This window comes from Kribbella sp. NPDC004536 (assembly GCF_042873835.1).
In the GTDB taxonomy this organism is placed as follows: Bacteria; Actinomycetota; Actinomycetes; order Propionibacteriales; family Kribbellaceae; genus Kribbella.
The window spans coordinates 1024360-1050604 of record NZ_JBIALY010000002.1; the positions used below are offsets into that span (position 1 = coordinate 1024360).

The window sequence follows — 26245 nt, forward strand, 5'->3', positions numbered from 1 at the left end:
TCACGCAAAGGACCTGCGCATCTACCCTTGTCCACAAGTAAGACAGCTCGCCCATCCCAGCCGGGGATAAATCTCGACTTATGAGCGAACCCGCAACAGGAACGCAATCTTCACCGTGTTTGCCTGGCTTCGTGGTTGGCGTACTTGCGGGCCGCGAACCGGTACGCCTCGTCGATCAACGGGAGCAGCTGGTCCAGGCCGGTCGGCTCGACGATCGCGACCCAGTACTGCGAGGCGTAGAACGGATGCGGCATCAGTACGTCGCGGGCGGCGTAGTCGTGGCCAGAGTCGAGCACCCAGTCGGCGTCGCGTCCGGTCGGCACCGGGCCGAGAAGTTCGCCGTACGTCGCCTTGGTCAGGCCGAGGTTCAGCCGCCAGGCGCCGGGCCGGTCGAGGTTCGACACGTTCTCGTAGTGGTCGCCGGTGACAATGGTGGCGAACGGCTGCTGCCGTTCCGGTGGCAGGTCGCCGGCGGGGTCGTACAGGTAGAAGAGATCGTCCTGGGCCTCGAGCACCCGGACGCCGTCGTAGGTACGGATCGTTCGATCGACTTCTTCGAATCTCATGCCTTCAAGTCTGTCATTGAAGTAGCAGTAGAGACTTTGTGCCGATTCCGGGTTTGTCGGTGGACCGAACTAGGGTGGTTGGGTGGCTGATCCGTCCTCCTACCGTCCCGCTCCGGGATCGATCCCCGACTCACCCGGCGTCTACCGCTTCAGCGACTCCGCCGGACGGGTGATCTATGTCGGCAAGGCGAAGAACCTCCGGGCCCGGTTGTCGTCGTACTTCCAGGACCTGGTGAACCTGCATCCGCGGACGCAGGCGATGGTGACGACGGCCTCGAAGGTCGAGTGGACCGTGGTCGCCACCGAGGTCGAGTCGCTGCAGCTGGAGTACTCCTGGATCAAGGAGTACGACCCGCGTTTCAACGTGAAGTACCGCGACGACAAGTCGTATCCGTGGCTCGCCATCACCCTCAACGAGGACTACCCGCGGGTGATGGTCGGCCGGGGGCAGAAGAAGAAGGGCGTGAAGTACTTCGGTCCGTACAGTCACGCCTGGGCGATCCGTGAGACCGTCGACCTGCTGCTCCGGGTGTTCCCGATGCGCTCGTGCAGCAAGGGCGTCTTCAACCGGCACCGCCAGATCGGCCGGCCCTGCCTGCTCGGCTACATCGGCAAGTGCGCCGCGCCCTGCACCGGCCAGGTGTCGCAGGACGAGCACCGCAAGATCGTCGAGGACTTCGCCGCGTTCCTGTCCGGCCAGACCGCGACGTACGTCCGCCGTCTGCAGAAGGAGATGCAGGCCGCGGCCGCCGAGCTGGAGTACGAGCGGGCCGCCAAGATCCGCGACGACCTGGCCGCACTGGAGAAGGCGCTGGCCAAGAATGCGGTGGTCCTCGGTGACGGCACCGACACTGACGTGATCGCGCTCAGCGAGGACCCGCTCGAGGTCGCGGTGCAGATCTTCTATGTCCGCGGCGGCCGGATCCGCGGTGAACGCGGCTGGATCGCCGACAAGGCGGACGGGACGGCAACGACCGCCGACCTGGTCTCGCAGTTCATCCAGCAGACGTACGCCGGCGACTCGGGCGACTCGATCCCGCGGGAGATCCTGGTCCCGACGATGCCCGAGGACGCGGACGCGCTGACCCAGTGGCTCGAGGAGTTGCGCGGTGCGCGGGTGTCGATCCGGGTGCCGCAGCGCGGCGACAAGAAGGCGCTGATGGAGACCGTCGAGCGGAACGCGCTGCAGACGCTGACCATGCACAAGACCAAGCGGGCCAGCGACCTGACCACGCGCAACCAGGCGCTGGAGGAGATCCAGGCCGCGCTCGACCTGCCCGAGGCGCCGCTGCGGCTGGAGTGCTACGACATCTCGAACCTGCAGGGCACCGAGGTGGTCGCGTCGATGGTCGTCTTCGAGGACGGCCTGCCGCGCAAGAGCGAGTACCGGCGGTTCGTGATCAGGGGCGTCGAGGGGCAGAACGACGTCGCCTCGATCGCCGAGGTCCTCACCCGCCGCTTCAAACGCCTCCTCGACGAACGCGCCGGCCAGACAGAAGAGGAAGACCCAACGGCCGCTCTCATCGATCCCGAGACTGGGAGAGCGAAGAAGTTCGCCTATGCGCCAGGACTCGTGGTCGTCGATGGTGGACCGCCTCAAGTAGCGGCAGCCCGCCAGGCGATGGATGAACTCGGCGTCGGCGACATCCCGGTGGTCGGCCTGGCCAAGCGGCTCGAAGAGGTGTGGGTGCCCGACGAGGAAGACCCGGTGATCTTCTCGCGGACCTCCGAAGGGCTCTACCTGCTCCAGCGTCTCCGCGACGAGGCGCACCGGTTCGCGATCACGCACCACCGGAACAGGCGGTCGAAGTCGATGGTCGAGAGCACCCTTGACGAGGTCCCAGGACTGGGTGAGGTGCGGCGTAAGACGTTGCTGCGGCACTTCGGCTCGCTCAAGAAGCTGCGCGGCGCCACGATCGACGAGGTGGCCGAGTTGCCAGGTTTCGGGCCGCGGCTGGCGGAGTCCGTCGTACTGGCGGTTAACGCTGCGGCAACGAAGGCGGAAACCGGCCGGGCTCCGTCGGTCAACACCGCGACAGGCGAGATACTGGGCGACGACGTCCCCGCGACTGCTGGGGCGCCCGACGGGGACCCAGGGAGAACAGAGAACTGATGGACGACACGGGCGGCAACCTGATCATCGTGTCCGGGATGTCCGGCGCGGGCCGCAGCTCGGTCGCGGACGTGCTGGAGGACCTCGGCTGGTTCGTGGTGGACAACCTGCCGCCGATGTTCCTGACCACGATCGTCGAGCAGGTGGTCGGTACGGGTGCGGCGCCGCGGCTCGCGGTCGTCGTCGACGTCCGGACCGGCCTGTTCTTCAGTGAGCTGAGCTCGGCGATCCACGACCTGCGGCTGAAGGGATACCGGCCGCTGACGCTGTTCCTGGAGGCGTCCGACGACGTGATCGTGCGCCGGCAGGAGGGCGTCCGCCGGCCGCATCCGCTGCAGGGCGAGGGCCGGCTGCTGGACGGCATCCAGCGCGAACGCGAACTGCTCGGCGACATCCGGGCCGGCGCCGACCTCGTGATCGACACCTCCAGCCTGAACATCCACCAGCTCGCCGCGAAGATCGTGAACGCGTTCGGCGACGAGGAGAACGCCGAGCTGCGCGCGACCGTGGTGTCGTTCGGGTTCAAGTACGGCATCCCGGTGGACGCCGACGTGGTCGCCGACATGCGCTTCATCCCGAACCCGTACTGGCAGCCGGACCTGCGCCCGATGACCGGGCAGGACAAGCCTGTGTCAGACTTCGTGCTCGGCCATCCGCTGGCCCAGCAGTTCCTCGAGAACTACGTGGACGTACTGGACACCCTGCGGACCGGCTACCTGAACGAGGGCAAGCGCTTCGTCACTGTCGCGATCGGCTGCACCGGGGGCAAGCACCGCAGCGTCGCGATGGCCGAGGAGATCGCCCGGAGGCTGCGCGAGAAGGGCTCACCGACGTTGGTAGTGCACCGGGATCTGGGGCGTGAGTGACGAGGGCTCCACGGGTCGTTGCGTTAGGTGGGGGACACGGTCTGGCCGCGTCCCTGTCCGCGTTGCGTCATGTCACCGATCAGCTGACGGCGGTCGTCACGGTCGCCGACAACGGCGGCTCGTCCGGCCGGCTGCGGCAGGAGCTCGGCGTACTGCCACCGGGCGATCTCCGGATGGCGCTGGCGGCGTTGTGCCGCGACGACGAGTGGGGCCGGACGTGGGCCGACGTACTGCAGCATCGCTTCCGCAGCAACGGTGAGCTGCACGACCACGCGGTCGGCAACCTGCTGATCGTGGCGTTGTGGGAGCTGCTCGGTGAGGCCGTCGACGGGCTCGACTGGGTCGCCCGGCTGCTCGGCGCGCAGGGCCGGGTGCTGCCGATGTCGGCCGTACCGCTGGACATCACCGCTCGGGTGCTCGGGCTCGATCCGGCTCGGCCGGAGGCGATCACCGAGATCCGCGGCCAGGCCGAGGTGGCGTCGACCGAAGGACATGTGGTCGACGTGGCGCTCGATCCGGCCGATCCGCCGGCGTGCCCGGAGGCGCTGGTGGCGGTCGCGGAAGCGGACTGGGTCGTCGTCGGTCCGGGTTCCTGGTTCACGTCGGTGATCCCCAACCTGCTCGTGCCGGAGCTGTGTCGCGGCCTCGAGCAGACCAGCGCCCGCCGGCTCCTGACGCTGAACCTGGGTGAGCAGAAGGGGGAGACCGACGGGTTCTCGCCCGAGACCCACCTGGAGGTGCTGGCCGGCCACGCCCCGGACCTGCGCATCGACGTCGTGCTCGCCGACGTAGGTCACGTGCCCGACCCCGAGTCACTCCGCCGGACCGCGGAGTCCCTCGGAGCCGAGCTCGTGATCGCCGACGTCGCCGACGACGATCGCGACCTGCACCACGCTCCGGACAAACTCGCCAAGGTCTACCGGGAGATCTTCAGCCGGCCGGCAGTCTGAGCTGCCGCTGCAGCACAAGCCGGCCTGCGTCGTCGTACCCGCGTACCGACGCGGCCGGTGCGGTCGTGTCGAAGCCTCCCCGGCCGAAGGCGAAGAATCCGTCTCGCCCGACCAGGCCGAGGCGCAGGTACTTGCCGTCAGGCGTGTCCGCGACTACCCGGGCGAGGTCCGCCGGGCCGCGGCCCTGGTTCGTCCAGAGCGGCAGTGGTTCCGTGCCGTTGCGGTTGTCGAGGTCGTGGCGCATCAGGGAGACGTGGCCGCCGCCTTCCTGCTCACAGCCGATGCCGACAGTACGGTCCGGTGACAGGAGAACGGCGTAGAAGCGCTCGCCCTGACCTGTCTTGAGCGGGACGCTCCAGGTGATGTCGATCGGTCCGGCCTTGTCCCATGACGCCGGCGGCTGGTCGACGCGTGCGCAGCGCTGGAGGATGTCGTCGTCCGTGAGCGGGCTGACCGGCGGCGCGGGCTGAATGATCCTGCCGGTCGTCGCGTCGATGGTCTGTACGGAGCCGGGAGTGCGCGCGGCTGGGGCCGGGTCGGCCCGGTGGACGGGCCATGCGGTCACGGCGCCGGCAGCTGCGGCGACCGCCACGGCGGTTGTGGCGAGGGTGGCGACGCGGCGCCGTCGTACCGACCTCCGGCCGCGTTGGACCAGGTCGCCGACGTGTGTCGTGAGCGGCTGGTCGGAGTCGTCCGCGGCGGTGGCCAGAAGGCGTTCGATGTCGATGGTCACGTGGCGCTCCTTTCGGTCTGGTCGAGGAGTTCGCGGAGGCGGGTGAGGCCGCGCGAGGTCTGGCTCTTCACGCCACCGGTGCCGATGCCGAGTACGTCGGCGGTCTGTTCGAGGCTGAGGTCGGCGTAGTGCCGCAGTACGACGCAGGCGCGCTGGCCCGGTGTGAGAGCGGCGAGCGCCTGAACGACGAGAAGCTTGTCGTCGACGGTGCCGCCGGGATCGGGGAGTGCCGCGACCTGGTCCTCGGCGTCGACGAGGCGTTCGCGGCGCCACGACCGGCGCGACTGGTCGAGTACGGCGGTGACCAGGCACTTGTGGGCATACCCGTTCAGGCCTTGCGTACGGTCGATCCGGTGCCAGCGCCGGTACACCTTCACCAATGCGTCCTGGGCAGCGTCCTCGGCCCGATGCCAGTCGCCGCACATCAGGTACGCCGTACTGCGCAGCCGCCGTATCGACGACGCTGCAAACTCGGTGAACTCGGCTTCGTCGGGTGCCTTCATACCCCTCCTGTCAGCTTGTCCCCGAAGTAACGCCCCCACCCACGAAGAAGGTTGCAACGTAACCACGGGACTCACAGGGCGTTCTCTCCTCCGAGGGTCTTTGACATGGGTGGGAGGATGCTTTCTATGGCGATGACAGCACAGGTGAAGTCCGAGCTGACCAGTATTCAGGTGACGAAACCGTGTTGCCGCAAGGCTGAGGTTTCGTCGATCCTGCGGTTTGCGGGCGGGCTGCATCTGGTGTCGGGGCGGATCGTCGTGGAGGCGGAGCTGGACAGTGGCGCCGCGGCCCGGCGGTTGCGCAAGGACATCGCCGAGATCTTCGGGCACCCGTCGGACGTGGTGGTGATCTCGCCGTCGGGCATTCGCAAGCAGACGAAGTACGTCGTCCGCGTGGTTCGCGACGGTGACGCGCTGGCTCGGCAGACCGGTCTCGTGGACAACCGTGGTCGTCCGGTACGTGGGCTGCCGCCGGCGGTCGTTTCGGGGGCGTCGTGTGATGCGGTGGCGGCCTGGCGTGGTGCGTTCCTGGCGCACGGTTCGCTGACCGAGCCCGGGCGGTCGTCCTCGCTCGAGGTGACGTGCCCCGGTCCGGAGGCGGCGCTGGCGCTGGTCGGTGCGGCGCGGCGGCTCGGAATCGGTTCGAAGGCGCGCGAGGTACGCAACGTGGACCGCGTGGTGATCCGCGACGGTGACGCGATCGGCGCGCTGCTGACCCGGCTCGGTGCGCACGAGTCGGTGCTCGCGTGGGAGGAACGCCGGATGCGCCGCGAGGTACGCGCCACCGCGAACCGGCTCGCGAACTTCGACGACGCCAACCTCCGCCGCTCGGCCCGCGCCGCGGTCGCCGCCGGCGCCCGGGTCGAACGCGCCCTGGAGATCCTCGGCGACGACGTACCGGACCACCTCCAGGTGGCGGGCAAACTGCGCCTCGAACACAAGCAGGCCAGCCTCGAGGAACTCGGCCAGCTGCACGAACCGGCCCTCACCAAGGACGCGGTCGCCGGCCGCATCCGCCGCCTCCTCGCGATGGCCGACAAACGAGCCTCCGACCTCGGCATCCCCAACACCGAAGCCAACCTCACCCCAGAAATGCTCGACCCAGCCTGACCGAATCGTTATCCAACGCCGGATGCACGGGACTTGCGCGCTCGGTTGGATTACCGCATGGGTGATGCAAACGAGGAAGAGCTGGAGCAGCGTCGGCAGGCGCTCATCGGCGAGCAGAACCGCCAACAGGCGGCTCAGCGGGCGAAGGAGCTGGAGGACTTCAGGAAGGCGGAGGAAGCCCGCAAAGCGGCCGAGGCCGCCAAGCAGGGAAAGATGGTCGCCGATCCCGAGGAGGCGGCGCCCAACTGGCCGGACGACGGCTTCCAGGCAGCGCAGCCGAGCCGCATGGACAAGGTCGCGGGGGCGCTCGGTGTCGGGCCCGCGGGTGATGTGGCGCTTGCACAGCGGCTGCTGAACGGCGGCCAGACACCACTCGGCAGCGTGAGTCCGTCGGCACAGCAGGCACAGTCGGCCGACGGCGCGAAGGAAAGCACCGCCGGCACCCACGCGGCGAAACCGGCCCTCGGCCTGGGCTGAACATCCGCCCAGGGCGCCACGGTGACCGGCATCGGGATGTCCAAGGCCGAGAAGATCTGGTACCGCGCGCTGACGACGTACATGACGTCGCGGACCGACTACCACGGCGCCCGGACCGCGGCGGTGAACGGTCTTCCCTGATCGGATGAACAGCAGTGCGAGCGGCGGTTTCCGGAGAGACTTTCCGGAAATCGCCGCTCGTCGTACCAGTCAGTGGTCTGGTCTGAAACGGTGAAAAACTACCGGTGGTCTTATCTGGACGCTACCAGTTGACCGAGTGGGCTGTTGGGCTAGTGTTCGGGCTGTAGCGGCAGTGTCAAAGCTAGATTCGAGGAGACGTAGTCCCGTGACCGTACGCGTAGGTATCAACGGCTTCGGCCGCATCGGCCGTAACTTCTTCCGCGCCGTGCAGGCGTCCGGTGCCGACATCGAGGTCGTCGCCGTCAACGACCTGACCGACAACCAGACTCTCGCTCACCTGCTGAAGTACGACTCGATCCTGGGCCGCTTCCCCGGCGAGGTCTCCGCCACCGACGACGACATCACCGTTGCCGGCAAGAGCATCAAGGCGTTCGCCGAGCGCGACCCCGCGAACCTCAAGTGGTCCGACGTCGGTGCCGACGTCGTGATCGAGTCCACCGGCTTCTTCACCGACGCCACCAAGGCGAAGACGCACGCCGACAACGGCGCCAAGAAGGTCATCATCTCCGCCCCGGCGAAGAACGAGGACCTGACCGTGGTGATGGGCGTGAACCACCAGTTGTACGACGCCGAGAAGCACACGATCATCTCGAACGCGTCCTGCACCACGAACTGCCTCGCCCCGCTGGCCAAGGTCCTGCACGACGCGTTCACGATCGAGAAGGGTCTGATGACCACGATCCACGCGTACACCCAGGACCAGAACCTGCAGGACGGCCCGCACAAGGACCTGCGTCGCGCCCGCGCCGCCGCGCTGAACGTGGTGCCGACATCCACCGGTGCCGCGAAGGCGATCGGCCTGGTGCTGCCGGAGCTGCAGGGCAAGCTGGACGGGTACTCGCTGCGCGTCCCGGTGCCGACGGGCTCGATCACCGACCTGACCGTGGACCTGTCCCGCGAGGTCAGCGTGGACGAGATCAACGCCGCCTACCGCGCCGCGGCCGACGGTCCGTTCAAGGGGATCCTGCGGTACAGCGAGGACCCGATCGTTTCCTCCGACATCGTCACCGACCCGGCGTCGTGCATCTACGACGCGCCGATCACCAAGGTCATCGGCAACCAGGTGAAGGTGTACGGCTGGTACGACAACGAGTGGGGCTACTCGAACCGCCTCGTCGACCTGGTCAACCACGTCGGCGCCTCGCTCTGACGCATTCCCTGCTCGCGTCCGGAGAGCTGGTGTCGTCTCCGGGCGCGAGCTCGTTCACCTGAGGAAGCCGATCGAGGAAGCTGAACTGTGAAGACCATCGAAGATCTCGGTGACCTGGCGGGCCGGCGGGTGCTGGTCCGGTCCGACCTGAACGTGCCGATCAAGAACGAGGTGATCGGCGACGACGGCCGGATCCGTGCCTCGCTGCCGACCCTGGTGAAGCTGGCCAAGGCCGGCGCGAAGGTGATCGTCACCGCGCACCTCGGCCGCCCGAAGGGCAAGCCGAACCCGGAGTTCACGCTGGCCCCGGTGGCCAAGCGGCTCGGCGAGCTGCTGCAGCCGGAGGGCATCACGGTGCGGTTCGCCACCGATGTCACCGGTGACGCGGCGCAGTCCGCCGTCCAGGACCTGGACGAGGGCGAGGTCCTGCTGCTGGAGAACGTCCGGTACGACCCGCGCGAGGAGAGCAAGGACGAGACCGAGCGCGACGCATTGGCCGACGAGCTGGCCGCACTCGCGGACGTGTTCGTCAGCGACGGCTTCGGTGTCGTGCACCGCAAGCAGGCCAGCGTGTACGACGTGGCCCGCAAGCTCCCGCATGCCGCCGGCGGCCTGGTGCTCGCCGAGGTCGACGTACTGAAGAAGCTCACCGAGGAGCCGGCCCGGCCGTACGTCGTCGTACTCGGCGGCGCGAAGGTGTCGGACAAGCTCGCGGTGATCGACAACCTGCTCGCGAAGGCGGACAAGCTGCTGATCGGTGGCGGCATGGTCTTCACGTTCCTGAAGGCGCAGGGCCACGAGGTCGGCAAGAGCCTGCTCGAGGAGGACCAGCTCGACGTGGTCCGCGGCTACCTGAAGGAGGCCGGCGACAAGATCGTGCTGCCGACCGACATCGTGGTCGCGCCCGAGTTCAAGGCCGAGTCCCCGACCACCGTGGTCGCGGCCGACGCGATCCCGGCCGACCAGCTCGGCCTGGACATCGGCCCGGACTCCGGCAAGGCCTTCGCGGCCGAGGTCGCGGACGCGAAGACCGTGTTCTGGAACGGCCCGATGGGCGTTTTCGAGATGGCGGCGTTCGCCGGCGGAACCAAGGCCGTCGCGCAGGCGTTGACCGAGGTGGACGGCCTGAGTGTCGTCGGCGGCGGTGACTCCGCGGCCGCCGTCCGGCAGCTAGGCTTCGCCGACGACGCGTTCGGCCACATCTCCACCGGTGGTGGCGCGTCGCTGGAATACCTGGAGGGCAAGGAGCTCCCGGGTCTCGCCGTACTCGAAGAGGACTGACGCAGATGGCAGACGCTGCCCGTACGCCGTTGATGGCGGGCAACTGGAAGATGAACCTCAACCATGTCGAGGCCGTGCACCTGCTGCAGAAGCTGAGCTGGACGCTGCAGGACAAGAAGCACGACTTCGACCGGGTCGAGGTGGCGGTGCTGCCGCCGTTCACCGACATCCGCAGCGTGCAGACGCTGGTCGACGGTGACCGGATGAAGATCAAGTACGGCGCCCAGGACGTGTCCACGCACGACTCCGGGGCGTACACCGGCGAGATCTCGGCGAGCATGCTCACCAAGCTCGGCTGCACGTACGTGCTGACCGGCCATTCCGAGCGCAGGCAGTACCACAACGAGACCGACGAGGTCGTCAACGCGAAGACCGCGAAGGCGATCGAGGCCGGCCTGACCCCGATCATGTGTGTCGGCGAGGGTCTGGAGATCCGCAAGGCCAACGGTCACGTCGAGCACTGCCTCGGGCAGGTCGACGCGGGCCTGGCCGGTCTGAAGCAGGACGACGTCCGCAAGGTCGTGATCGCGTACGAGCCGGTCTGGGCGATCGGTACCGGCGAGGTGGCCACGCCGGAGGACGCGCAGGAGGTGATCGCCGCGATCCGTGGCCGGCTCGAGGAGTCGATTTCACCCTCGGTGGCCGACTCGGTACGGATTCTTTACGGCGGATCGGTGAAGATGGCCAGTGCAGGTGGCATCATGGCCCAACCGGATGTCGACGGCTGCCTGGTCGGAGGTGCGAGCCTTCAGGTGGACGAGTTCGCCGGCATCTGCCGTTACCTGGACCTTCAGTTAGGCTACTCCTCGTGAAACTCGCTTTCTCGATCGTCGTGATCGTCTGCAGCCTCTTCCTGACGCTGCTGGTGTTGCTGCACAAGGGCCGCGGTGGCGGCCTGTCGGACCTGTTCGGTGGTGGTGTCTCGTCCAGCCTGGGCGGCTCGTCGGTCGCCGAGCGGAACCTGGACCGGATCACCATCGGTGTCGGTCTGGTGTGGTTCGCCGCCATCGTCGCGCTCGGCCTGCTCTACAAGCTCGGCTGAGGGGGAGTAGGTTCCCGTGGCTGGTGGTGGCAGTGCGATTCGTGGCAGCCGGGTCGGTGCCGGGCCGATGGGCGAGGCGGAGCGCGGCGACACCGCGCCCCGGCAGCGCATCGTGTTCTTCTGTGCGAACGGGCACGAGACCGCGACCTGGTTCGCGGTCGAGGCGGCCATCCCGGAGGAGTGGGACTGTCCACGGTGCGGTCTGCCGACCAGCACCGATGTGAACAACCCGCCTCCGCCGCCGAAGATCGAGCCCTACAAGACCCACCTGGCCTATGTGAAGGAGCGCCGCTCCGAGCAGGAGGCCCAGGAGATCCTCGACGAGGCCCTCGAGAAGCTGCGCGCCCGGCGCGCCCGCGGCGAGGTCATCTACTAGCAGCAACGGCTACAGCCCGGTCGGTTCGGCCGGGCTGTAGCCGTTTGTGGTTGTACCGGTGCAGCGCGCTAGGGTCTGGGCATGAAGACACCGATTGCGCCGGTTCGATGGACTCCGCCGCCTGCGCCGCCGGTGCGGCATCCGCAGAACGTCGACGTCGAGGTCGTCGAGCTGCCGGGTGCTGGGCCTGAGGACACGTTGATCGATGATGACGGCAGCGTTCTCACCGGGCTGTACGACGGGCGCATCCTGCGGGTCTCTGGCGACGGGAAGACCATCAGTACGCTGGCCGACACCGGCGGGCGTCCGCTCGGGCTGGAGTGGCTGCCCGACGGCAAGGTGCTGATCTGCGACGCGAACCGCGGCCTGCTGACGCTCGACAAGAACAACCGGGTCAGCACGCTGTTGTCCGAGATCGACGGCCGGCCGATGCGGTTCTGCAACAACGCCGACGTCACCGAGGACGGCACGATCTACTTCACCGACTCGTCCACGCGGTTCGGCATCGACGAGTGGATGGCGGACCTGCTCGAGCACTCCACCACGGGCAGCGTCTACCGCCGCACTCCGGACGGTGCGGTGACCCGGCTCGCGACCGGTCGTGGCTTCCCGAACGGCGTCGCACTGAGCGCGGACCGTACGGCGCTGTTCTGGGCCGAGACCGCGACGTACGGGCTGTACAAGCTCGACCTGACGGCCGACGGCGCGGAGCCTGTGCAGATCGCCACGATCCCAGGTCTGCCGGACAACATCGCCCGCGGCTCGGACGGCCTGATCTGGGTCGCGGTCGGTTCGCCGCGCAACGCCGTACTCGACCTGCTGCTGCCGAAGCACCCGGTGTTCCGCAAGCTCGTGTGGTCGTTGCCGGACGCGCTCAAGCCGAAGGCCGCCGACATCATCGAGATCCAGGCCTACGACGAGACCGGCAAACTCGTCCACGACCTCCGCGCCAAACACCCCCACTTCCACATGCCCACCGGCGTCCGCGAACGCAACGGCAAAGTCTGGCTCGGCAGCATCGGCACCACCTCCCTCGCCACCTTCCCGACGCCGTAGGCTCGCGGGCATGCGTTTCGGGATTGCGGTGCTGCCGGAGTATCGGTGGCGGGAGGCTGCGCGGCGGTGGCGGCGGGCTGAGGAGTACGGGTTCGATCATGCGTGGACGTACGACCACCTGACCTGGAGTGGTCTGCAGGATTCGCCGTGGTACGGGACGACGCCGACGCTGACGGCGGCCGCGACGGTGACGTCGACGATCAAGCTCGGTACGTTCGTCACCTCGCCGAACTTCCGCCACCCGCTGGCGTTGACCCGGGACATCCTGGCGATCGACGACGTTTCCGACGGCCGCTTCCTGTGCGGGATCGGCGCCGGCGGCAGCCTGGACGCGACCATCCAGGGCGGGCCGGACCTGACGCCGCGGCAGCGGCAGGACCGGTACGAGGAGTTCGTGAAGCTGCTCGACATCCTGCTCACCACCGACGGCGTGGACTTCAAGGGCGAGTACTACGAGACCCGCAACGCCCGCACGCTCCCGGGCTGCGTCCAGCAACCGCGCGTGCCGTTCATCCTGGCGGGCAACGGCCCGCGCTCGCTCCGGTTCGCCGCGAAGTACGGCGACGGCTGGATGACGACCGGGGGAGACAAGACCACGCTCGACACCTGGTTCGCGTCGCTAGCCGACCTGAGCCACCGCCTCGACGACCTTCTCGACGGCCGCCAGTTCGACCGCTACCTGTCGATGGACAACGCGGTCTACGCGCTGTCCAGCCCAGACGCCTTCGAAGAAATCACCGGCCGCGCGGCCGCGCTCGGCTTCACCGACCTGATCACCCACTGGCCCAGGTCGGAAGGCGTGTACGGCGGCTCCGAGGCGGTCCTGGAGCAGGTCGCCACCGAGCTGATCCCGCGACTGCGCCGAACGTGACTGTGCCGAACGTGACTGCGCCGAGCATGACTGTGCCGAGCATGACGAAGGGGCCGCACGCCGGTCGGTGTGCGGCCCCTTCGTTGTGTGCTGGAAGGGCGATCAGATCGCGCGGATGTTCTCCGCCTGCAGGCCCTTCTGGCCCTGGGTGATCTCGAACTCGACGCGCTGGTTCTCGTCCAGCGAGCGGAAGCCCGACATCTGGATGGCCGAGTAGTGCGCGAACACGTCCGCGCCACCGTCATCCGGGGTGATGAAGCCGAAGCCCTTGTCAGCGTTGAACCACTTGACAGTACCGACAGCCATTTGTCTATCTCCTCGATGGCTATTAACAATCCGTGGCCCACACCTCATGGACCACGCGTCGCCGAAAGGCCCCAGACGACAGACCGGCCATGCAGCACAGCAAAGTCAGGGAGTCCAAAACTGCAACGCCACAACTGTAGCCGTTCTGCGCCGCGATGGTAGGGGTGACCACAAACACGTGTCGCTGATTGTCGTCAATCGCTACCCTCCGTACACGGCTGTTCCGGGGCATCCTGGGCCTTGCCCGGAACCGGAAATCCGGCGCCTACCTGCTGTTTCGCGCGCGGCACCGGGTACGCGACATTGGCAACGAAGGACAATTGACCGGTACGCCGGGTGATGGGCGCACGATCCTGATCGAATTTCCCGGCGTGTCGCGCGGCTGTGGACAGTTGCGCGGGGTGCAACAGCAAGGAGACGGAAATGATCCTGACGGTGATCCGGACCGGTGGATTCGCGGGTCTGACCAAGCAGGGCGAGCTCGACACCGCCGAGCAGCCGGACGCGGACCGGCTGGAGGCGGCGGCCCATGCGCTGGCTACCAAGGACCTCGGTTCCGGCCGGCCGCAGCCCGACCGCTACGTGTACCGCCTCGAGGTGCGTGACGCCCGCGACGCGGACGCCACGCAGCACACCGTCGCCGAACAGGACGTCGACCCGACCACCGCGTGGCTGTTCGATCGGATCCTCAGTCGTTAACGCCAGTCGATCTCCGGCGCCCGGTAGAAGTTGACGCCGAGCACCTCCCACCGCGGCGCCTGCTCAGCCAGCCGGTCCTTGTACGCCGTCCAGTCGAGCGCGTCCTCCGCGGACCAGCCGAGCTCGGCGATCCCGGGCAGCCGCGGGAACACCATGAACTCGACCTTGGGCAGGTCGTCGAGGGTCTCGGTCCACAGCGGCGCCTCGACGCCGTCGATCGCACCGGCCGGCACGTTCGGGATGAGCGTGGCCGGGTTCCAGCTGTACGACTGCTCGACGCTGACCAGGCCGGCCCAGTCGAGTCCGAGCGGCGTCTCCGCGTCGTACTTCATGTCCAGGTACGCCCGGTTGGCGGGGGAGAGTACGAGCGTTGCGCCCTGCTCGACGGCCTTCACCGCGAGCGCCTGGGCCTTCTCGTTCTCAGTGCCCCAGTACTGCACGACGGTCCCGGCCGGCAGCGGCGCGTCGGCGATCTCGTGCCACCCCATTACTGTCTTGCCCTGCTTCACGACCAGCTCGGCCGCCTTCGGTACGAACGTCAGGTAGTCCGTGTGCGGCGTCGAGTGCGCCTCGTCCCCGCCGAGATGCACGACGTCGCCCGGCGTCTGCTCCGCGACCTCACGGAACACGTCGTCCAGGAACTCGTACGTACGGTCCAGGGCAACCGTCAGCGTGCTGAAGCCGACCTCGGTCTCGGTGTAGAGCTTCGGTGCGACACCGTCCGGTGTCAGTTCGGCGTACGACGCCAGCGCCGCGTTGGTGTGTCCAGGGGTGTCGATCTCGGGTACGACGGTGATGTAGCGCTCCGCGGCGTACCGGACAAGCTCGGCGTACTCGGCCTTCGTGTACGAGCCGCCCGTACCGCCCCCGACCTGCAGGCTGCCGCCGTACTCGGTCAGGTTCGGCCAGGAGTCCACCTGGATCCGCCAGCCCTGGTCGTCCGAGAGGTGCAGGTGCAGGCGGTTGATCTTGTAGAGCGAAACGAGGTCGATGAAGTGCTTGACCTGGTCGACGGTGAAGAAGTGCCGCGTCACGTCGAGCATCACGCCGCGGTACCCGTACCGCGGAGCGTCCGAGACCGTCGTACCGGCGACCTCCCACGGACCGTCCTGCTGGGTCGCGGCTTCGGCCTTCGCGGGCAGGAGCTGGCGGAACGACGTGACGCCGCGGAAGACACCCTCGCCGGTCCCGGCCGTGATCGTCACGCCGTCCGCGTCGACGCGGAGCTCGTACGCCTCGCCGTCCTGGGTGCCCTGGATGGACAGCGTGATGGTGCCGGCGCCGTCCTGCACCGGGAGCGCGTACCCGGTGGAGCGCCGGAGCTGTGCCGCGAGCTGGTCGGCGATCGTACGGGCCGCGGCGTCGGCGCCGATCGTGGCGTCGGGCTGCAGCGTGAAGGTCTGGTCGGGGAGCGCCTGCTGCGCCGTGGGCTGCGGAATCATGATCGAGAGTGTTCGCGGCCGCGGTGGTTACGTCAAGAGGCTTCAATATCTCCGGGCGACGTCGAGAGCTTGGGACACGTACCCGCCACCGAACAGCTCGGCGTGGACCAGCAACGGGTGCAGTTGGTGCAGCCCGATCCGGTCGCGCCAGCCGTCCGTGAGCGGGTGCACCTCGTCGTACGCCCGCAGTACTCGCTCCAGGTGTGGAAGCCCGAAGAGCGCAAGCATGGCAAGGTCTGTCTCCCTGTGGCCGCCGTGTGCCGCAGGGTCGATCAAGTGCACGCCGTCGGGTGTCCAGAGCACATTGCCGGACCACAGGTCCCCATGGATTCGGGCAGGAGCTTCGGACTGATCGTCGTACACCCCTGCTTCCAGTCGTTCGCAGAGACGTTCCACGCCAGGTAGGGCGTACGGACGGAGCCGCAGGTTCGCGTAGAACGTTCCCCACGAGCCTGTCGGCTCCACAGCGTGTGGCAGCGGCAGGGTGCCGATGTAGCCGTCCCCGTCCCATCCGTCCGGCGGCACGCCGAAGTAGCGAGCGCCGGCGTCATGCGTGACCGCCAGCCGCCGACCGAACTCCTCTGCAGCAGCCGCGGTCGGCGGGGCGAACTCCAGCCTGGCTGTCGTCAGCTGGACGGGGGACACGTCGAGCGGCTCAACCACCGGCACACCGCCCGGTACTGCGAGCCACCGCAGCCCGGCAGCTTCGACCTCGAAGAACCCGGCCGGTGCGTCAGGCCGGCTCTTCACAAAGGTCATGCTGCGACTCTTGCATGCCCGCACGGCGCCTGGTCAGCAGGGGCTCGCTCAAGATCACGAGAGCCGCAGCTGCGGTGAGCAACCCGCCCACGAGTGCCACAGCTCGTACGGATGTGTGGTCGATCAATGCGCCACCGACGAACGCTCCTGCCGCAATCCCGACGTTGAACGCCGAGCTGGTCCCGGCGGACGCGATGTCGGTGCTACCAGGAGCGACCTGCAGCGTCCGGCTCTGGGTGGCGACGGCGAGGCCGCTGAACGCCAGACCGATCACCGCGATCAGGGCGACGGTGACGACCTGCACCTGGCCGAGCGCGAACAACAGGAACAAGCAGGCGGTGAGCAGCCCCAAGGGGATCGCGACAGCACCCCACGGGTACCGATCGAGCACTCGCCCGACGATCAACGTTCCGGCCAGTCCACCCACGCCGCTCGCCATCAGCATCGGGCCGAGCGCGCCGCGTGTGAACCCGGTGATGTCCAACAGGAACGGTGTGACGTACGTGTTGAACGTCAGGAACCCGGTGACTCCGACAGCTGACGTGACGAGCAGTACGACGTACCGCCTGCGGTCAGGTGCGCTGCCCCGCCGCGACGGACTGTCGGCCACCTCGGTACGCGGCAGCAGGACGACGATTCCGACACAGGCAGCCGCGCCGAGCACAGTCATCACCACGAACGGCACTCGCCACCCCACCTGCTCGCCGAGCCAGGTGCCGAGCGGTATGCCGATGATCGGTGCGAGCGCTGTACCGATCGCGAGACGTGCGACCACCCGGCCGCGGAAGTCGGGTGGGAACAGACTGGTCGCGATCGGCGGCGCGATCGACCAGAACAGTGCTTGCGAGAGGGCGATCACCAGCCGCGCGACGAACAGCAGCCCGTACGACGGGGCCGCCGCCGAGAGCGCGGTGGCGACCGTGAGCACCCCGAGCGTGCCGGACAGCACGAGACGGCGGGGGAGGTGGTGGGTGAGACGGGCGAGCGGAAGGGACGCGAGGACGACGATCGCGGCGTACCCGGTGACGAGGAGGCCGACCTGCGAGCGGGTGCGGTGCAGATCGTCGGCGATGACAGTCAGCAGACCGATCGGGAGCACCTCGATGGTCACGAACGAGAACGTCGAGACGCCGAGGAACACCAGGGCTGCGGTGGCTCGACGAGACGAGAGGGGCATAGGTCACCAGATCCCAGCATGAGTAGGGTTACTGGTAGCGTCTCATCCATGGCCGACAGGTTTCACGGGGATTTCCGCATCGTGGGCGGTCACCCTGTTCTCGACCTGGCGAACACGGTCACCCCGCGGCTGCGGGGCGGTGCCGTCGAGCACGACTATCTGACGTCGCCCGCCGAGTTGGTCGCCTGGGCGCTGCGGATCGGGCTGATCGACCTGCGTGGCTACAGCTCGGTCGAGGGCACCTGGCGGTCGATGCCGGAGCTGGGCACGAAGGCACTGAACGCGACGCTCGAGATTCGCGAGGCGGCCTACGACGTGCTCGCGAAGCGGGCCGCCGGCGCCGTGGTCGCGCCGGACGGCGTCAAGCACAGCGTGGGATCGGCGTTCGAGCGCCTGATGTTGCGTTGGTCCGCGGCGGCCGCGCGGTCGATGCTGGTGCCGGACGCGGCCCGCAAGCGGGGGATCGCGGATCTGCTCGTCGGTACGTCGCCGGCGCAGTTGATCCCGGACCGCCTGGTGGTCGCGGCGGTCGAGCTGGTCCGGACCGTCGACCTGCGGCAGCTGAAGGCGTGCCCGGTCGCCGACGGCGGCTGCGGCTGGCTGTTCCTGGACCGCAGCCGGAACGGTTCACGGCGCTGGTGCGCAATGGAGGACTGCGGCACGCGGGCGAAGATCCGCAAGCTGGGTGAGCGCCGTCGCGCTACCACCGTACCCGAGGTTCAGTAGTTAGTATCACTGTCAGCGACCGGATCAGCACGCGAGATTGCGTGTCGAAAGGTGCGAATTGTCCCTGCGACCTGTCATCGTAGGCGGCCGGGCCTTCCGACGAAGTGGGCCTTGCCCCTACTTGCCCCTACCCGGAGCAGGTTGATGAAACAGAATGTGGAGGACAGATGACGCAGGTGGCAGAGCAGCCGGGCAGTACTGCCGGGCGGCTCGGCTCGGTGGTGCTGGACTGCCAGGACCCACTCGAGCTCGCCCAGTTCTACTCGGCGCTGCTGGGGCTGGACATCGACGAGAACGGTGACGAGGACTGGCGGAGCCTGACCGGCCCCGGTTCCTCGTTGGGCAGCTCGTCGTTGGCCTTCCGGCGCTCGGAGGAGTACGTGCCGGCCACGTGGCCCGGCACCGAAGCGCAGGACCTTCACCTCGACCTGATCGTCGAGGACCTGTCCAGTGGTCACGCGACCGTGGTCGCACTCGGGGCCGAGCCCCTCGACCCGCTGGACCCACCACCGGCGGAGAACGCGCGCGGCTGGCGGATCTACGCCGACCCCGCGGGGCATCCGTTCCGGATCTGCCTCGAGTAACACAGCGAAGGGCCCGCCAGAAGACGGGCCCTTCGTCATGTCAGGCCCCGGTGTAGTTGAAGTGCCGGGTGGCGTCGTAGCGCGGGACCGGCTGGTAGCTGTTCACTCCGCGCTCCCCGCGCAGGTGGAACGCGCTCGGGTACGGCGTCTCCGGGTCGGTGATCCGCGTCGAGGTCGGGATGTACCGGATCGTCAGCCCGCAGCGCCGGTGCGGCGAGGTGTTCGCGTTGCTGCCGTGCACGATGTTCGGGTGATGCACCTCGACGTCGCCGGGTGCGAGCACCATGTCGACGGCCTGCGCCTCGTCGACCTCGACCGCGATCTCCTTGCCGAGCACGCTCTCCACGTCGGTGTTGTCGCGCATGCCTTCGATCCCGGAGCGATGACTGCCTGGAATCACCCGCACGCAGCCGTTCTCCGGCGTCGAGTGGTCGACGGCAAGCCACAGCGTCACCACCTCCATCGGGTCGAGGGGCCAGAACGCGGCGTCCTGGTGCCACAGCACCGGCTGTCCGGAGTACGGCGGCTTGGAGATGTAGTGCGACGCGAACAGCGCGATGTCCGGCCCGACGAACTTCTCGGCGATGTCGACGAGCCGGTCGTCGCTCACCAGCCGGACCCAGAACGGGTCGTCGCGCAGGTAGACGTGGCCGAGCTGCTCGGGCCGTACGTCCGGATGCCGGGCCTGCAGCCATTCGACATGATCGTTCACTTCCTTGATCAGGTCCTGGTCGATGACGTTGCGGAAGATGACGTAGCCGTCGGTTTCGAACATGCCTCAAGCCTGTGCTTTCGGTGTGCTCGGGGCCTAGCACCGCCGCGACCGGAATTTGTACTCTCTTGATGTGGATCAGGTCCTGCGCTTCGAGGCGCACGCGTTCGGCCGGCCCTACCACGCGGCCCGCGTACGGATCCCAGCGCGCGCCCGTGACACCGAGCTGCATACGCACGCGGACTTCCACGAGTTCATGGGTGTGGTGTCAGGCAGCGGTGAACACCTGCTGACCACAGGCGTCGAGGAACTCCGTGCCGGTGACGTCGTACTGGTCCGGCCGAGCGACCGGCACGCCGTACGAGGGTCGGCACCGGACGGGCTGGAGTTCATCAACGTCGCGTTCCCGAGCTCGCTGTGGCAGGGCTTCCTCGACCTGACCCGCACACCCCGCGGCCGGATCAGCGTGCAGCGACTGCAGGCGATCCCGATCTTCGAGCAGGCACTCGACCGCTTCCAAACGAACCCGAGCACCTATGACCTGCTGCGCTTCTGGACCGATCTCCTCGAGCTGCTCACGCCGCGCGAGCCGGGTGCTCCCGGCGTACCTGACTGGCTGGCGAAGGCTTGTACGGCAATGCGCGCCGAGGAGAACCTTCGCGGGGGAGTACCGCGGCTGCTCGAACTCGCAGGCGTTAGCCCGGCGCACCTGTCCCGTACGATGCGAGCGGCGTACGGCGTGACCCCGACCGCGTTCATCGTCGACCTGCGCCTGGAGCACGCCGCATCCTTGCTCGCGGCAACCAACATGTCGATCGCGGGCATCGCGACGCGCTGCGGGTTCACCAGCCAGTCCTACTTCACGCGCTGCTTCACCACCGCCCACGCCCTCACCCCGACCGACTTCAGGCACCGCTCCCAGCGCGCGTTCGTGCCGTGAGGTACTCGGTGACAGCCGTCTGGCCGGACCAGGCGGCCCACCCGGCGACATCGGCGTCGAACTGGGTGTCCTTCAGCGAGAGGTCGGCGCCGCGGTCGACCAGGAACCGCAGGACGTCGAGCGAACCGGTGCCGGCTGCGAGATGTGCGGCGGTCGCGCCACCCGACGTGCGGGCGTCGACATCGAAGCCACGGTCGGCGAGTTCGCGCACCGTGTCCCACCGTTGTGCGGCGGCTGCTTCGGCGAGAAGTGCCGGCCGGTCGGCCGGCGTGTGGTCACCGGCGAACGGGTCCTCGGCGTGGAGACCTCGGTACAGGTCGCGGACGGTGCCCACCTCGGCGCCGTGGTGGATCAGCTCGTCGAGGATATGCAGCGCGAACGAGCTGCCCGCGTGCTCGGCGTACGGACCCGCCGGCGGGCCCATCGGCCGGGCGAGATCCTCGGGACTGAGCGCCGCGAGTCGCCGGCGCCACACGTCGTACGCGTGATCGAGGGCGGCCAGCGCCTCCGCGGCCGAACCCGGCACGGGTGGTTGGCCGTCTGCGGCGAGGGGCTGTGACCGAACCAGGTGGCCGTCCTGTCCTCCTGCAGAATGTCGACGATGTGCGTGATCCGCCACGCGAGTGTGGTGAACGGCTCCGGCTCGGGCGGGAGGTTCGTACGCTCGAGCACGAGGCCCGCGTCGGACTTCCGTACCGACCAGCAGCGGTCGAACGGTTCCCAGAGGTATTCCTCGTCGGTCATCCCTTCGACCCGGTTGCGCAACCGCTGCCAGGCGAAGTCGGACAGGTCCAGGAGATCCTGCGAAAGCGTCGTCATGAATGCACCGTAGGACGACCTGCGGACAGGATCGGTCCGCAGGTCGGGGATAATCGGGGACGAGATGGATACCGCGTCCCGATTGCTCCGGTTGTTGTCCTTGCTGCATTCGCGTCCGCAGTGGGACGGCGCCGAGCTGGCCACGAGGCTCGAGGTCACGCCGCGGACAGTACGGCGGGACGTCACGCGGCTGCGGGCGCTCGGGTACCCGATCGACGCGGAGGCCGGGATCGGCGGCGGGTACCGGCTCGGTCCGGGCGGACGGCTGCCGCCGCTGCTGCTCGAGGACGCCGAGGCGGTGGCGATCGCGGTCGGACTGCGGGTCGCGACGACCACGACCGTGTCCGGTGTCGAGGAGGCGGCGATCTCCGCGCTGGCCAAACTCCACCAGGTGCTGCCGGTCCGGCTACGCGAACAGGTCGACGCGATCGGCGCGCACACCACCCAACTGCCGCAGGGCGAACTGCCGCCGGTCGACGCCGGCGTCCTGGTCACTCTCGCCGCAGGCTGCCGGCACACCGAAGGCATCCGGTTCGGGTACCGCACCCACGACGGCACCGAGTCCGAGCGCAGCGTCGAACCCCTGCAGATCGTCCACACCGGCCGCCGGTGGTACCTCGTCGCCCGCGACCGCGACCGGCAGGCCTGGCGGACGTTCCGCGTCGACCGCATCACCCATCCCGTACTGACCGGCTCCCGCTACCGCTTCGACGACGCGCCGGATCCTGTCGCAATGGTTGCCGAGGGCGTACCGGCCGCCAGCCGCATCTCCGCGAGGAGCGCATACCAAGTGGCGACGCAGGATCGGATCGGGTTCGTCAGGTTGGCCACGATCAGCCGCTCGGCCGCGTCCGCCGCCGCGCTGGGATCCTGACCGGTCATCGCCAGCGCCCACCATCGCGCGAGGCGGAGATACGTGCCGAGAAAGACGAACGAGAACTGCGGATCCGCGGCGATCCCGAGATCCGCGACCCGCAGCGCCCACTCCGGGTCACCGACGACGGATGCGGACCGGGCCGCCATGCACGTCGCGACGGCGGTCGCATACACATCGTCCCCCGCGCCCGCGACGAGTTCGTCCAGGACCGCGCGTGCCTGAGCGGACTTCCCGTGGTACGCGGAGATCTCGGCCTGCGTCGCCACGATGAGCAGCCGCAGCCCGTCCCAGACCGGGTCGGTGTGGTGATCGCCAGGCGGCCCTTGGGACGCCGTCGCGGTCAGGTGGCGGTACGACTCTCCGAGACGCCCGAGGTGCCACTGCTGAATTGCCCACGCTGCGTCCCCGTACCCGCGGACGACCGGATCGCTGGAGGTCGCCCCCTGCTCCAGCAGGCGATCCGCGAGGATGCCACTGCGTTCGTGCTCGAGGCCTTGCACGTGCGCAGTCCACCGGGAGAAGAGGAAGCTCGCTGCCTGGCGCTCTCGGCCGAGTGTCTTCGCCACCGTCTCCGCTCGTTCGAGCAGGTCGACGGACGCGGTGCCGTACATCGAGCGCATCCCGGCGACCGCGATCAAGCGGGACAGCGCCTCCAGTTCGACCTCGAGCAGGGCTGCTCCTTGGGCGCGCTCGACGGCGCGGACCAGGTGACGCTCGGCGTCCCGGAGTGCGGTCTTCGCGGTCGCCCGCGCCCCGGCCCGGAGCAAGGCCGAGACCGTACGCGCCGGGTCGATGAGCGGACCGGCCTCCCACAGATGGTGCGCCGCCCGCTCGGCGAGCGAATCGTCCGTCGGGCCGACGGCCTCGATCGCGTCAGCGATCGCCCGATGCAGCGACGCTGCGCGTCCGGGCGGGACGGTCTCGCAGACGGCCTCGCGGACGAGATCGTGAGCGAAGCAGTACGTGAAGGGACCTCCCGGCGCGGGACCGGCGAGACCGAGCTCGCGGACCGGCTCGAGCTGATCCAGACAGGTCGCCACGTCCGCGGACGCGATCCGCGCGAGCAGCACCAGGTCGACACTCCTGCCCGCGAGCGCGGCCGCCTGCAGAAGCTCCTGAGTGCCGGGATCCAGGGCAGCCATGCGGTTGCGAACCACGTCCCGGACGGTCAGGGGGACGCCGCTGCGCAGCACAGACTCCTCGGTGAGAGTGCTGCCGTCGGCGAGCAGCCGTGCCACCTCCTGGACGAAGAACGGGTTGCCGGCGGTCCGCGCATGTACGGCACGGGAGACCTGCGCGGCGGGAAGGTCGCCCGTCTCGCGTCGCAGCAGCTCGGCGACCCCCGGCTCGGCGAGCGGTCCGACGAGCAGCCGGCGGTGATTGCGGATCCGGGTCGCAGCGGCGAGCGCCCGCGCCAGCTCGAGGCTGAGCGACGGGTCCCGGTTCCGTAGCGCCGCGACCACTGCGGTGCCGGCGGGAAGCCGGGCGACGACATGGTCGAACAGGTGCAACGAGGCGGGGTCCGCCCACTGGAGATCGTCGAGGACGATCACCAGGGGGTGCTCGACCGCCGATTCGGAGATCACCCCGACGACCTCTTCGAACAGCCTGAACCGGGCGCCGTCGTCGGGGACGGCCGGTGCCGGTCCGGCATCACGAGTCTCGGTGAGGCGGCTCAGATCGCCGGCGAGCCACTCGGCCCGCCGAGTCGTCGACCGGCTCTCGAGGAGACTCCGGACGACCTCCACCCACGGCCACATCGCGGGCGCGCCGCCGCCCTGGAGGCCATGCCCCCAGACCACGTGCGCGGCCCGAGCCTGGGCGTGACGGGCGATTTCCTGGAGCAGCCGGGTCTTGCCGATGCCGGGCTCGCCCTCAAGCAGGACAACAGCCGTCCCGGCCGCGAACGCCGGCTCGACCGCGCTGCGGAGCAGCTCACATTCCGCGGCTCGCCCGACCAGCTCACCATCCAGCTCACGATCCGGAGCGGCGGTCCGGATGGCAGCCGGCGCAGGCTCGGCGACCTGCTCGAGTACGTGCCGCTGGGCGGAACGCAACGCCGCGCCAGGGTCGATTCCGAGGTCGTCGGCGAGCCGGCGACGAATCACGTCGTACGCCGTCAGCGCCGCTGCCTGCTGCCCGGCGGCGCACAGCGAGCGGACCAGGGCGGCGTGCACCGGCTCGTGCAGGGGAGCCATGGTCGAGGCGAGGTGGAGAGCCGGCAGCACCCGGTGGGGCTGGTCCTGCGAGATCGCCAGCTCCGCCGCCTCCACACAGGCGCCGAAGAACTCGTCGTCCAGTCCTGCGAAGATCGGCACCGCGGCCGGGCTCTGCACGACGCCCCCTCCCGCCGGGCCGCTCCACAGCTCCAGCGCGGCGACGTACTGGTCGAGCGCGGCGGCGTCGCGGCTCTCGTCCCTGGCCGTGGCGACGCGTAGCCGGAAGCGTGCGAGGTCCAGGACGTCCGGGCCGGCGGTACACAGGTACCCGTTCGCGCTCCGCACGAGGTAGGCGCCCGGTTGCCGCGACGGCAGCGCAGGCTCGAGGAGCCGGCGGAGCGATCCGACGTACTTGTGGATCACGTTCAGCGCGCTGGCCGGCTCGTTCTGGCCCCAGATCAAGTCGATCAGTTCGCCGGCACCGACCGGTCTGCCGGCACGAGCCAGCAACAGTGCGAGCAGACAGGCCTGCTGGCGTGGACCGGGGTCGACCTCGACACCACCGTGCCAGACCCGCAGCGGACCCAGGACCTGCAGCCGCAGCGAACCGGCGTCGCCCAGCGGATGCGTGCCGGCGCTTCGGGGCATGAGCGTCTCCGTCATGTCCGGCCCCCTCTTCGACGGTCCGGCCTCCGCGGACTGCGGTCACGCACTTCGGTCAACTCGCACTCTAGAGGCTGGAGTCAGGCTCCAGCCAGCGATCCACTGCAAATCCACTGGCCGTCAACTGCGGGTCCCTACCGTCGACCGTGGCGTGCACGCTCTCGGCCCGGAGCGACGCCCGCCGACCACGTCGATCGAGAAGGCGAGCACACCATGGCAACGATCACGACCCCCGACGGGGTGGAGCTGTTCTACAAGGACTGGGGATCCGGCCGGCCGATCGTGTTCAGCCACGGCTGGCCGCTGTCGGCCGACGACTGGGACAACCAGATGCTGTTCTTCCTCGGCCAGGGCTTCCGGGTCATCGCGCACGACCGCCGCGGACACGGGCGGTCGGCCCAGGTCTCCGAAGGCCACGACATGAACCACTACGCCGATGACCTCGCTGCCCTGGTCGCCCACCTCGATCTTCGCGACGCCGTGCATGTCGGCCACTCGGCCGGCGGCGGCGAAGTGGTGCGCTACCTCGGGCGGCACGGCGAGAGCCGCGTGGCGAAGGCCGTACTGATCAGCTCCGTCGTACCGTCGCAACAGCTCACCGACGCGAACCCTGACGGCCAGCCGCCGGAGGTCTTCGCGGGCCTCAAGCAGGGCATCGCGACGAACCGGTCGGAGTTCTTCCGCGAGGTCGCCGCCGGGCCCTTCTACGGGTACAACCGGCCAGGTGCCGAACCGTCCGAGGCAGTCATCCAGAACTGGTGGCGCCAGGGCATGATGGGCTCGGCGAAGGCTCAGTACGACTGCGTCGACGCGTTCGCCCAGGAGGACTACACCGACGACCTGAAGAAGATCAGCGTGCCGGTCCTGGTCATGCAAGGCGACGACGACCAGATCGTTCCGTACCGCAGCACCGCGCCGCGGGCGGTCGAGATCCTCGCGAACGGCACGCTCAAGACCTACCCGGGCTGGCCGCACGGCATCCCGACCACGAACGCCGACGTGATCAACGCGGATGTCCTCGACTTCATCAAGTCCTGAGGGCAGCACGGCGCCGCCGGTCCCACTCGGATAGATTCGCCGCGGGACC

28 protein-coding genes and 2 pseudogenes are annotated in these 26245 nt (G+C 68.7%); 19 read left to right on the forward strand and 11 right to left on the reverse strand.

What is annotated here, in order from left to right:
• Positions 1 to 110: 110 nt before the first annotated feature.
• Positions 111 to 566, reverse strand: a complete 456-nt coding sequence (locus tag ACFYRU_RS19675; RefSeq protein ID WP_387660695.1) for a DUF6194 family protein — start codon at positions 564 to 566, stop codon at positions 111 to 113.
• Between the two features lie 82 nt (positions 567 to 648).
• Here ACFYRU_RS19675 and uvrC point away from each other — a divergent pair, with 82 nt between their 5' ends.
• From uvrC to yvcK, 3 genes are read left to right on the forward strand one after another with little or no spacing between them, the layout of a single operon-like run.
• Positions 649 to 2679, forward strand: coding sequence for an excinuclease ABC subunit UvrC (uvrC, locus tag ACFYRU_RS19680; RefSeq protein ID WP_387660698.1), 2031 nt, complete (start codon positions 649 to 651; stop codon positions 2677 to 2679).
• Positions 2679 to 3545: an RNase adapter RapZ gene (rapZ, locus tag ACFYRU_RS19685; protein WP_387660701.1), complete on the forward strand. Its 867-nt coding sequence runs from the start codon at positions 2679 to 2681 to the stop codon at positions 3543 to 3545. Before uvrC ends, rapZ begins: the two co-directional genes overlap by 1 nt.
• Positions 3542 to 4495, forward strand: coding sequence for a uridine diphosphate-N-acetylglucosamine-binding protein YvcK (gene yvcK / locus ACFYRU_RS19690; protein ID WP_387660703.1), 954 nt, complete (start codon positions 3542 to 3544; stop codon positions 4493 to 4495). Before rapZ ends, yvcK begins: the two co-directional genes overlap by 4 nt.
• Here yvcK and ACFYRU_RS19695 read toward each other — a convergent pair.
• Entirely contained in the window at positions 4476 to 5228 is a 753-nt protein-coding gene (locus ACFYRU_RS19695; RefSeq protein ID WP_387660706.1) for a hypothetical protein, read from the reverse strand. The two genes, yvcK and ACFYRU_RS19695, sit on opposite strands and share 20 nt — an antisense overlap.
• Positions 5225 to 5731: a SigE family RNA polymerase sigma factor gene (locus ACFYRU_RS19700; protein ID WP_387660709.1), complete on the reverse strand. Its 507-nt coding sequence runs from the start codon at positions 5729 to 5731 to the stop codon at positions 5225 to 5227. Before ACFYRU_RS19700 ends, ACFYRU_RS19695 begins: the two co-directional genes overlap by 4 nt.
• Positions 5732 to 5857: 126 nt before the next feature.
• On the opposite strand from ACFYRU_RS19700, the gene whiA reads away from it, so the two are divergent.
• From whiA to ACFYRU_RS19750, 10 genes are all read left to right on the forward strand, one after another.
• Positions 5858 to 6841, forward strand: coding sequence for a DNA-binding protein WhiA (whiA, locus tag ACFYRU_RS19705; protein WP_141860534.1), 984 nt, complete (start codon positions 5858 to 5860; stop codon positions 6839 to 6841).
• Positions 6842 to 6898: 57 nt separating this feature from the next.
• The gene (locus ACFYRU_RS19710; RefSeq protein WP_387660713.1) at positions 6899 to 7318 is read left to right on the forward strand and encodes a hypothetical protein; all 420 of its coding nucleotides are present in this window, start codon (positions 6899 to 6901) and stop codon (positions 7316 to 7318) included.
• A 21-nt stretch (positions 7319 to 7339) separates the two neighbouring features.
• On the forward strand, positions 7340 to 7459 hold the full coding sequence (locus tag ACFYRU_RS19715; RefSeq protein ID WP_387660715.1) for a M4 family metallopeptidase: 120 nt from the start codon (positions 7340 to 7342) through the stop codon (positions 7457 to 7459).
• A 205-nt stretch (positions 7460 to 7664) separates the two neighbouring features.
• The gene (gap, locus tag ACFYRU_RS19720; RefSeq protein ID WP_387660718.1) at positions 7665 to 8669 is read left to right on the forward strand and encodes a type I glyceraldehyde-3-phosphate dehydrogenase; all 1005 of its coding nucleotides are present in this window, start codon (positions 7665 to 7667) and stop codon (positions 8667 to 8669) included.
• An 87-nt stretch (positions 8670 to 8756) separates the two neighbouring features.
• Positions 8757 to 9950, forward strand: a complete 1194-nt coding sequence (locus ACFYRU_RS19725) for a phosphoglycerate kinase (RefSeq protein WP_387660721.1) — start codon at positions 8757 to 8759, stop codon at positions 9948 to 9950.
• A 5-nt stretch (positions 9951 to 9955) separates the two neighbouring features.
• A complete protein-coding gene (tpiA, locus tag ACFYRU_RS19730) occupies positions 9956 to 10762 on the forward strand; it encodes a triose-phosphate isomerase (RefSeq protein ID WP_387660724.1) in 807 nt (268 codons plus the stop codon).
• On the forward strand, positions 10759 to 10992 hold the full coding sequence (secG, locus tag ACFYRU_RS19735; protein WP_387660727.1) for a preprotein translocase subunit SecG: 234 nt from the start codon (positions 10759 to 10761) through the stop codon (positions 10990 to 10992). The genes tpiA and secG overlap by 4 nt, the downstream gene beginning before the upstream one ends.
• A gap of 16 nt (positions 10993 to 11008) precedes the next feature.
• The gene (locus ACFYRU_RS19740; RefSeq protein ID WP_141860545.1) at positions 11009 to 11368 is read left to right on the forward strand and encodes an RNA polymerase-binding protein RbpA; all 360 of its coding nucleotides are present in this window, start codon (positions 11009 to 11011) and stop codon (positions 11366 to 11368) included.
• Between the two features lie 81 nt (positions 11369 to 11449).
• Positions 11450 to 12424 carry an SMP-30/gluconolactonase/LRE family protein gene (locus ACFYRU_RS19745; protein ID WP_387660730.1) on the forward strand — a complete coding sequence of 325 codons (975 nt, stop codon included), beginning with the start codon at positions 11450 to 11452 and terminating at the stop codon, positions 12422 to 12424.
• A 10-nt stretch (positions 12425 to 12434) separates the two neighbouring features.
• A complete protein-coding gene (locus ACFYRU_RS19750) occupies positions 12435 to 13295 on the forward strand; it encodes an LLM class flavin-dependent oxidoreductase (protein WP_387660732.1) in 861 nt (286 codons plus the stop codon).
• Between the two features lie 102 nt (positions 13296 to 13397).
• Here the strand turns inward: ACFYRU_RS19750 and ACFYRU_RS19755 are convergent, their stop codons facing one another.
• On the reverse strand, positions 13398 to 13601 hold the full coding sequence (locus tag ACFYRU_RS19755; protein WP_134100749.1) for a cold-shock protein: 204 nt from the start codon (positions 13599 to 13601) through the stop codon (positions 13398 to 13400).
• Between the two features lie 423 nt (positions 13602 to 14024).
• Between ACFYRU_RS19755 and ACFYRU_RS19760 the strand changes: the two genes are divergently transcribed.
• Positions 14025 to 14300, forward strand: coding sequence for a protealysin inhibitor emfourin (locus ACFYRU_RS19760; RefSeq protein ID WP_387660735.1), 276 nt, complete (start codon positions 14025 to 14027; stop codon positions 14298 to 14300).
• Here the strand turns inward: ACFYRU_RS19760 and ACFYRU_RS19765 are convergent.
• Genes ACFYRU_RS19765 through ACFYRU_RS19775 form a run of 3 tightly spaced genes read right to left on the reverse strand, consistent with a single transcriptional unit; the run spans position 14297 to position 17678 of the window.
• Positions 14297 to 15742 (reverse strand): beta-N-acetylhexosaminidase, encoded by a 1446-nt coding sequence (locus tag ACFYRU_RS19765; protein WP_387660738.1) that lies wholly within the window; start codon positions 15740 to 15742, stop codon positions 14297 to 14299. The genes ACFYRU_RS19760 and ACFYRU_RS19765 overlap by 4 nt on opposite strands.
• 42 nt (positions 15743 to 15784) lie before the next feature.
• Complete coding sequence (locus ACFYRU_RS19770; protein WP_387660741.1) at positions 15785 to 16501, reverse strand: fructosamine kinase family protein; 717 nt, start codon at positions 16499 to 16501, stop codon at positions 15785 to 15787.
• Positions 16476 to 17678, reverse strand: coding sequence for an MFS transporter (locus ACFYRU_RS19775; RefSeq protein ID WP_387660743.1), 1203 nt, complete (start codon positions 17676 to 17678; stop codon positions 16476 to 16478). The genes ACFYRU_RS19770 and ACFYRU_RS19775 overlap by 26 nt, the downstream gene beginning before the upstream one ends.
• Positions 17679 to 17726: 48 nt before the next feature.
• On the opposite strand from ACFYRU_RS19775, the gene ACFYRU_RS19780 reads away from it, so the two are divergent.
• Both ACFYRU_RS19780 and ACFYRU_RS19785 read left to right on the forward strand, forming a co-directional pair.
• Positions 17727 to 18404, forward strand: coding sequence for a CGNR zinc finger domain-containing protein (locus ACFYRU_RS19780; protein ID WP_387660746.1), 678 nt, complete (start codon positions 17727 to 17729; stop codon positions 18402 to 18404).
• 167 nt (positions 18405 to 18571) lie between these two features.
• A complete protein-coding gene (locus ACFYRU_RS19785; RefSeq protein WP_387660748.1) occupies positions 18572 to 18988 on the forward strand; it encodes a VOC family protein in 417 nt (138 codons plus the stop codon).
• 40 nt (positions 18989 to 19028) lie between these two features.
• On the opposite strand, the gene ACFYRU_RS19790 is transcribed toward ACFYRU_RS19785, so the two are convergent.
• Complete coding sequence (locus tag ACFYRU_RS19790; protein WP_387660751.1) at positions 19029 to 19763, reverse strand: phytanoyl-CoA dioxygenase family protein; 735 nt, start codon at positions 19761 to 19763, stop codon at positions 19029 to 19031.
• 70 nt (positions 19764 to 19833) lie between these two features.
• On the opposite strand from ACFYRU_RS19790, the gene ACFYRU_RS19795 reads away from it, so the two are divergent.
• Positions 19834 to 20640: an AraC family transcriptional regulator gene (locus ACFYRU_RS19795; RefSeq protein ID WP_387660754.1), complete on the forward strand. Its 807-nt coding sequence runs from the start codon at positions 19834 to 19836 to the stop codon at positions 20638 to 20640.
• Here ACFYRU_RS19795 and ACFYRU_RS19800 read toward each other — a convergent pair.
• Entirely contained in the window at positions 20606 to 20974 is a 369-nt protein-coding gene (locus ACFYRU_RS19800) for an ankyrin repeat domain-containing protein (RefSeq protein WP_387662912.1), read from the reverse strand. The genes ACFYRU_RS19795 and ACFYRU_RS19800 overlap by 35 nt on opposite strands.
• A 60-nt stretch (positions 20975 to 21034) precedes the next feature.
• Positions 21035 to 21459 (reverse strand): annotated as a pseudogene (locus ACFYRU_RS19805) (DinB family protein); the annotation flags it as partial.
• A 64-nt stretch (positions 21460 to 21523) separates the two neighbouring features.
• Between ACFYRU_RS19805 and ACFYRU_RS19810 the strand changes: the two are divergent.
• Complete coding sequence (locus tag ACFYRU_RS19810) at positions 21524 to 22333, forward strand: helix-turn-helix transcriptional regulator (RefSeq protein WP_387660757.1); 810 nt, start codon at positions 21524 to 21526, stop codon at positions 22331 to 22333.
• A gap of 1487 nt (positions 22334 to 23820) precedes the next feature.
• Here ACFYRU_RS19810 and ACFYRU_RS19815 read toward each other — a convergent pair.
• Positions 23821 to 25158: pseudogene (locus ACFYRU_RS19815) on the reverse strand (BTAD domain-containing putative transcriptional regulator); the annotation flags it as partial.
• A 213-nt stretch (positions 25159 to 25371) separates the two neighbouring features.
• Between ACFYRU_RS19815 and ACFYRU_RS19820 the strand changes: the two are divergent.
• Positions 25372 to 26196 carry an alpha/beta fold hydrolase gene (locus ACFYRU_RS19820; RefSeq protein ID WP_387660759.1) on the forward strand — a complete coding sequence of 275 codons (825 nt, stop codon included), beginning with the start codon at positions 25372 to 25374 and terminating at the stop codon, positions 26194 to 26196.
• Positions 26197 to 26245: the final 49 nt, after the last annotated feature.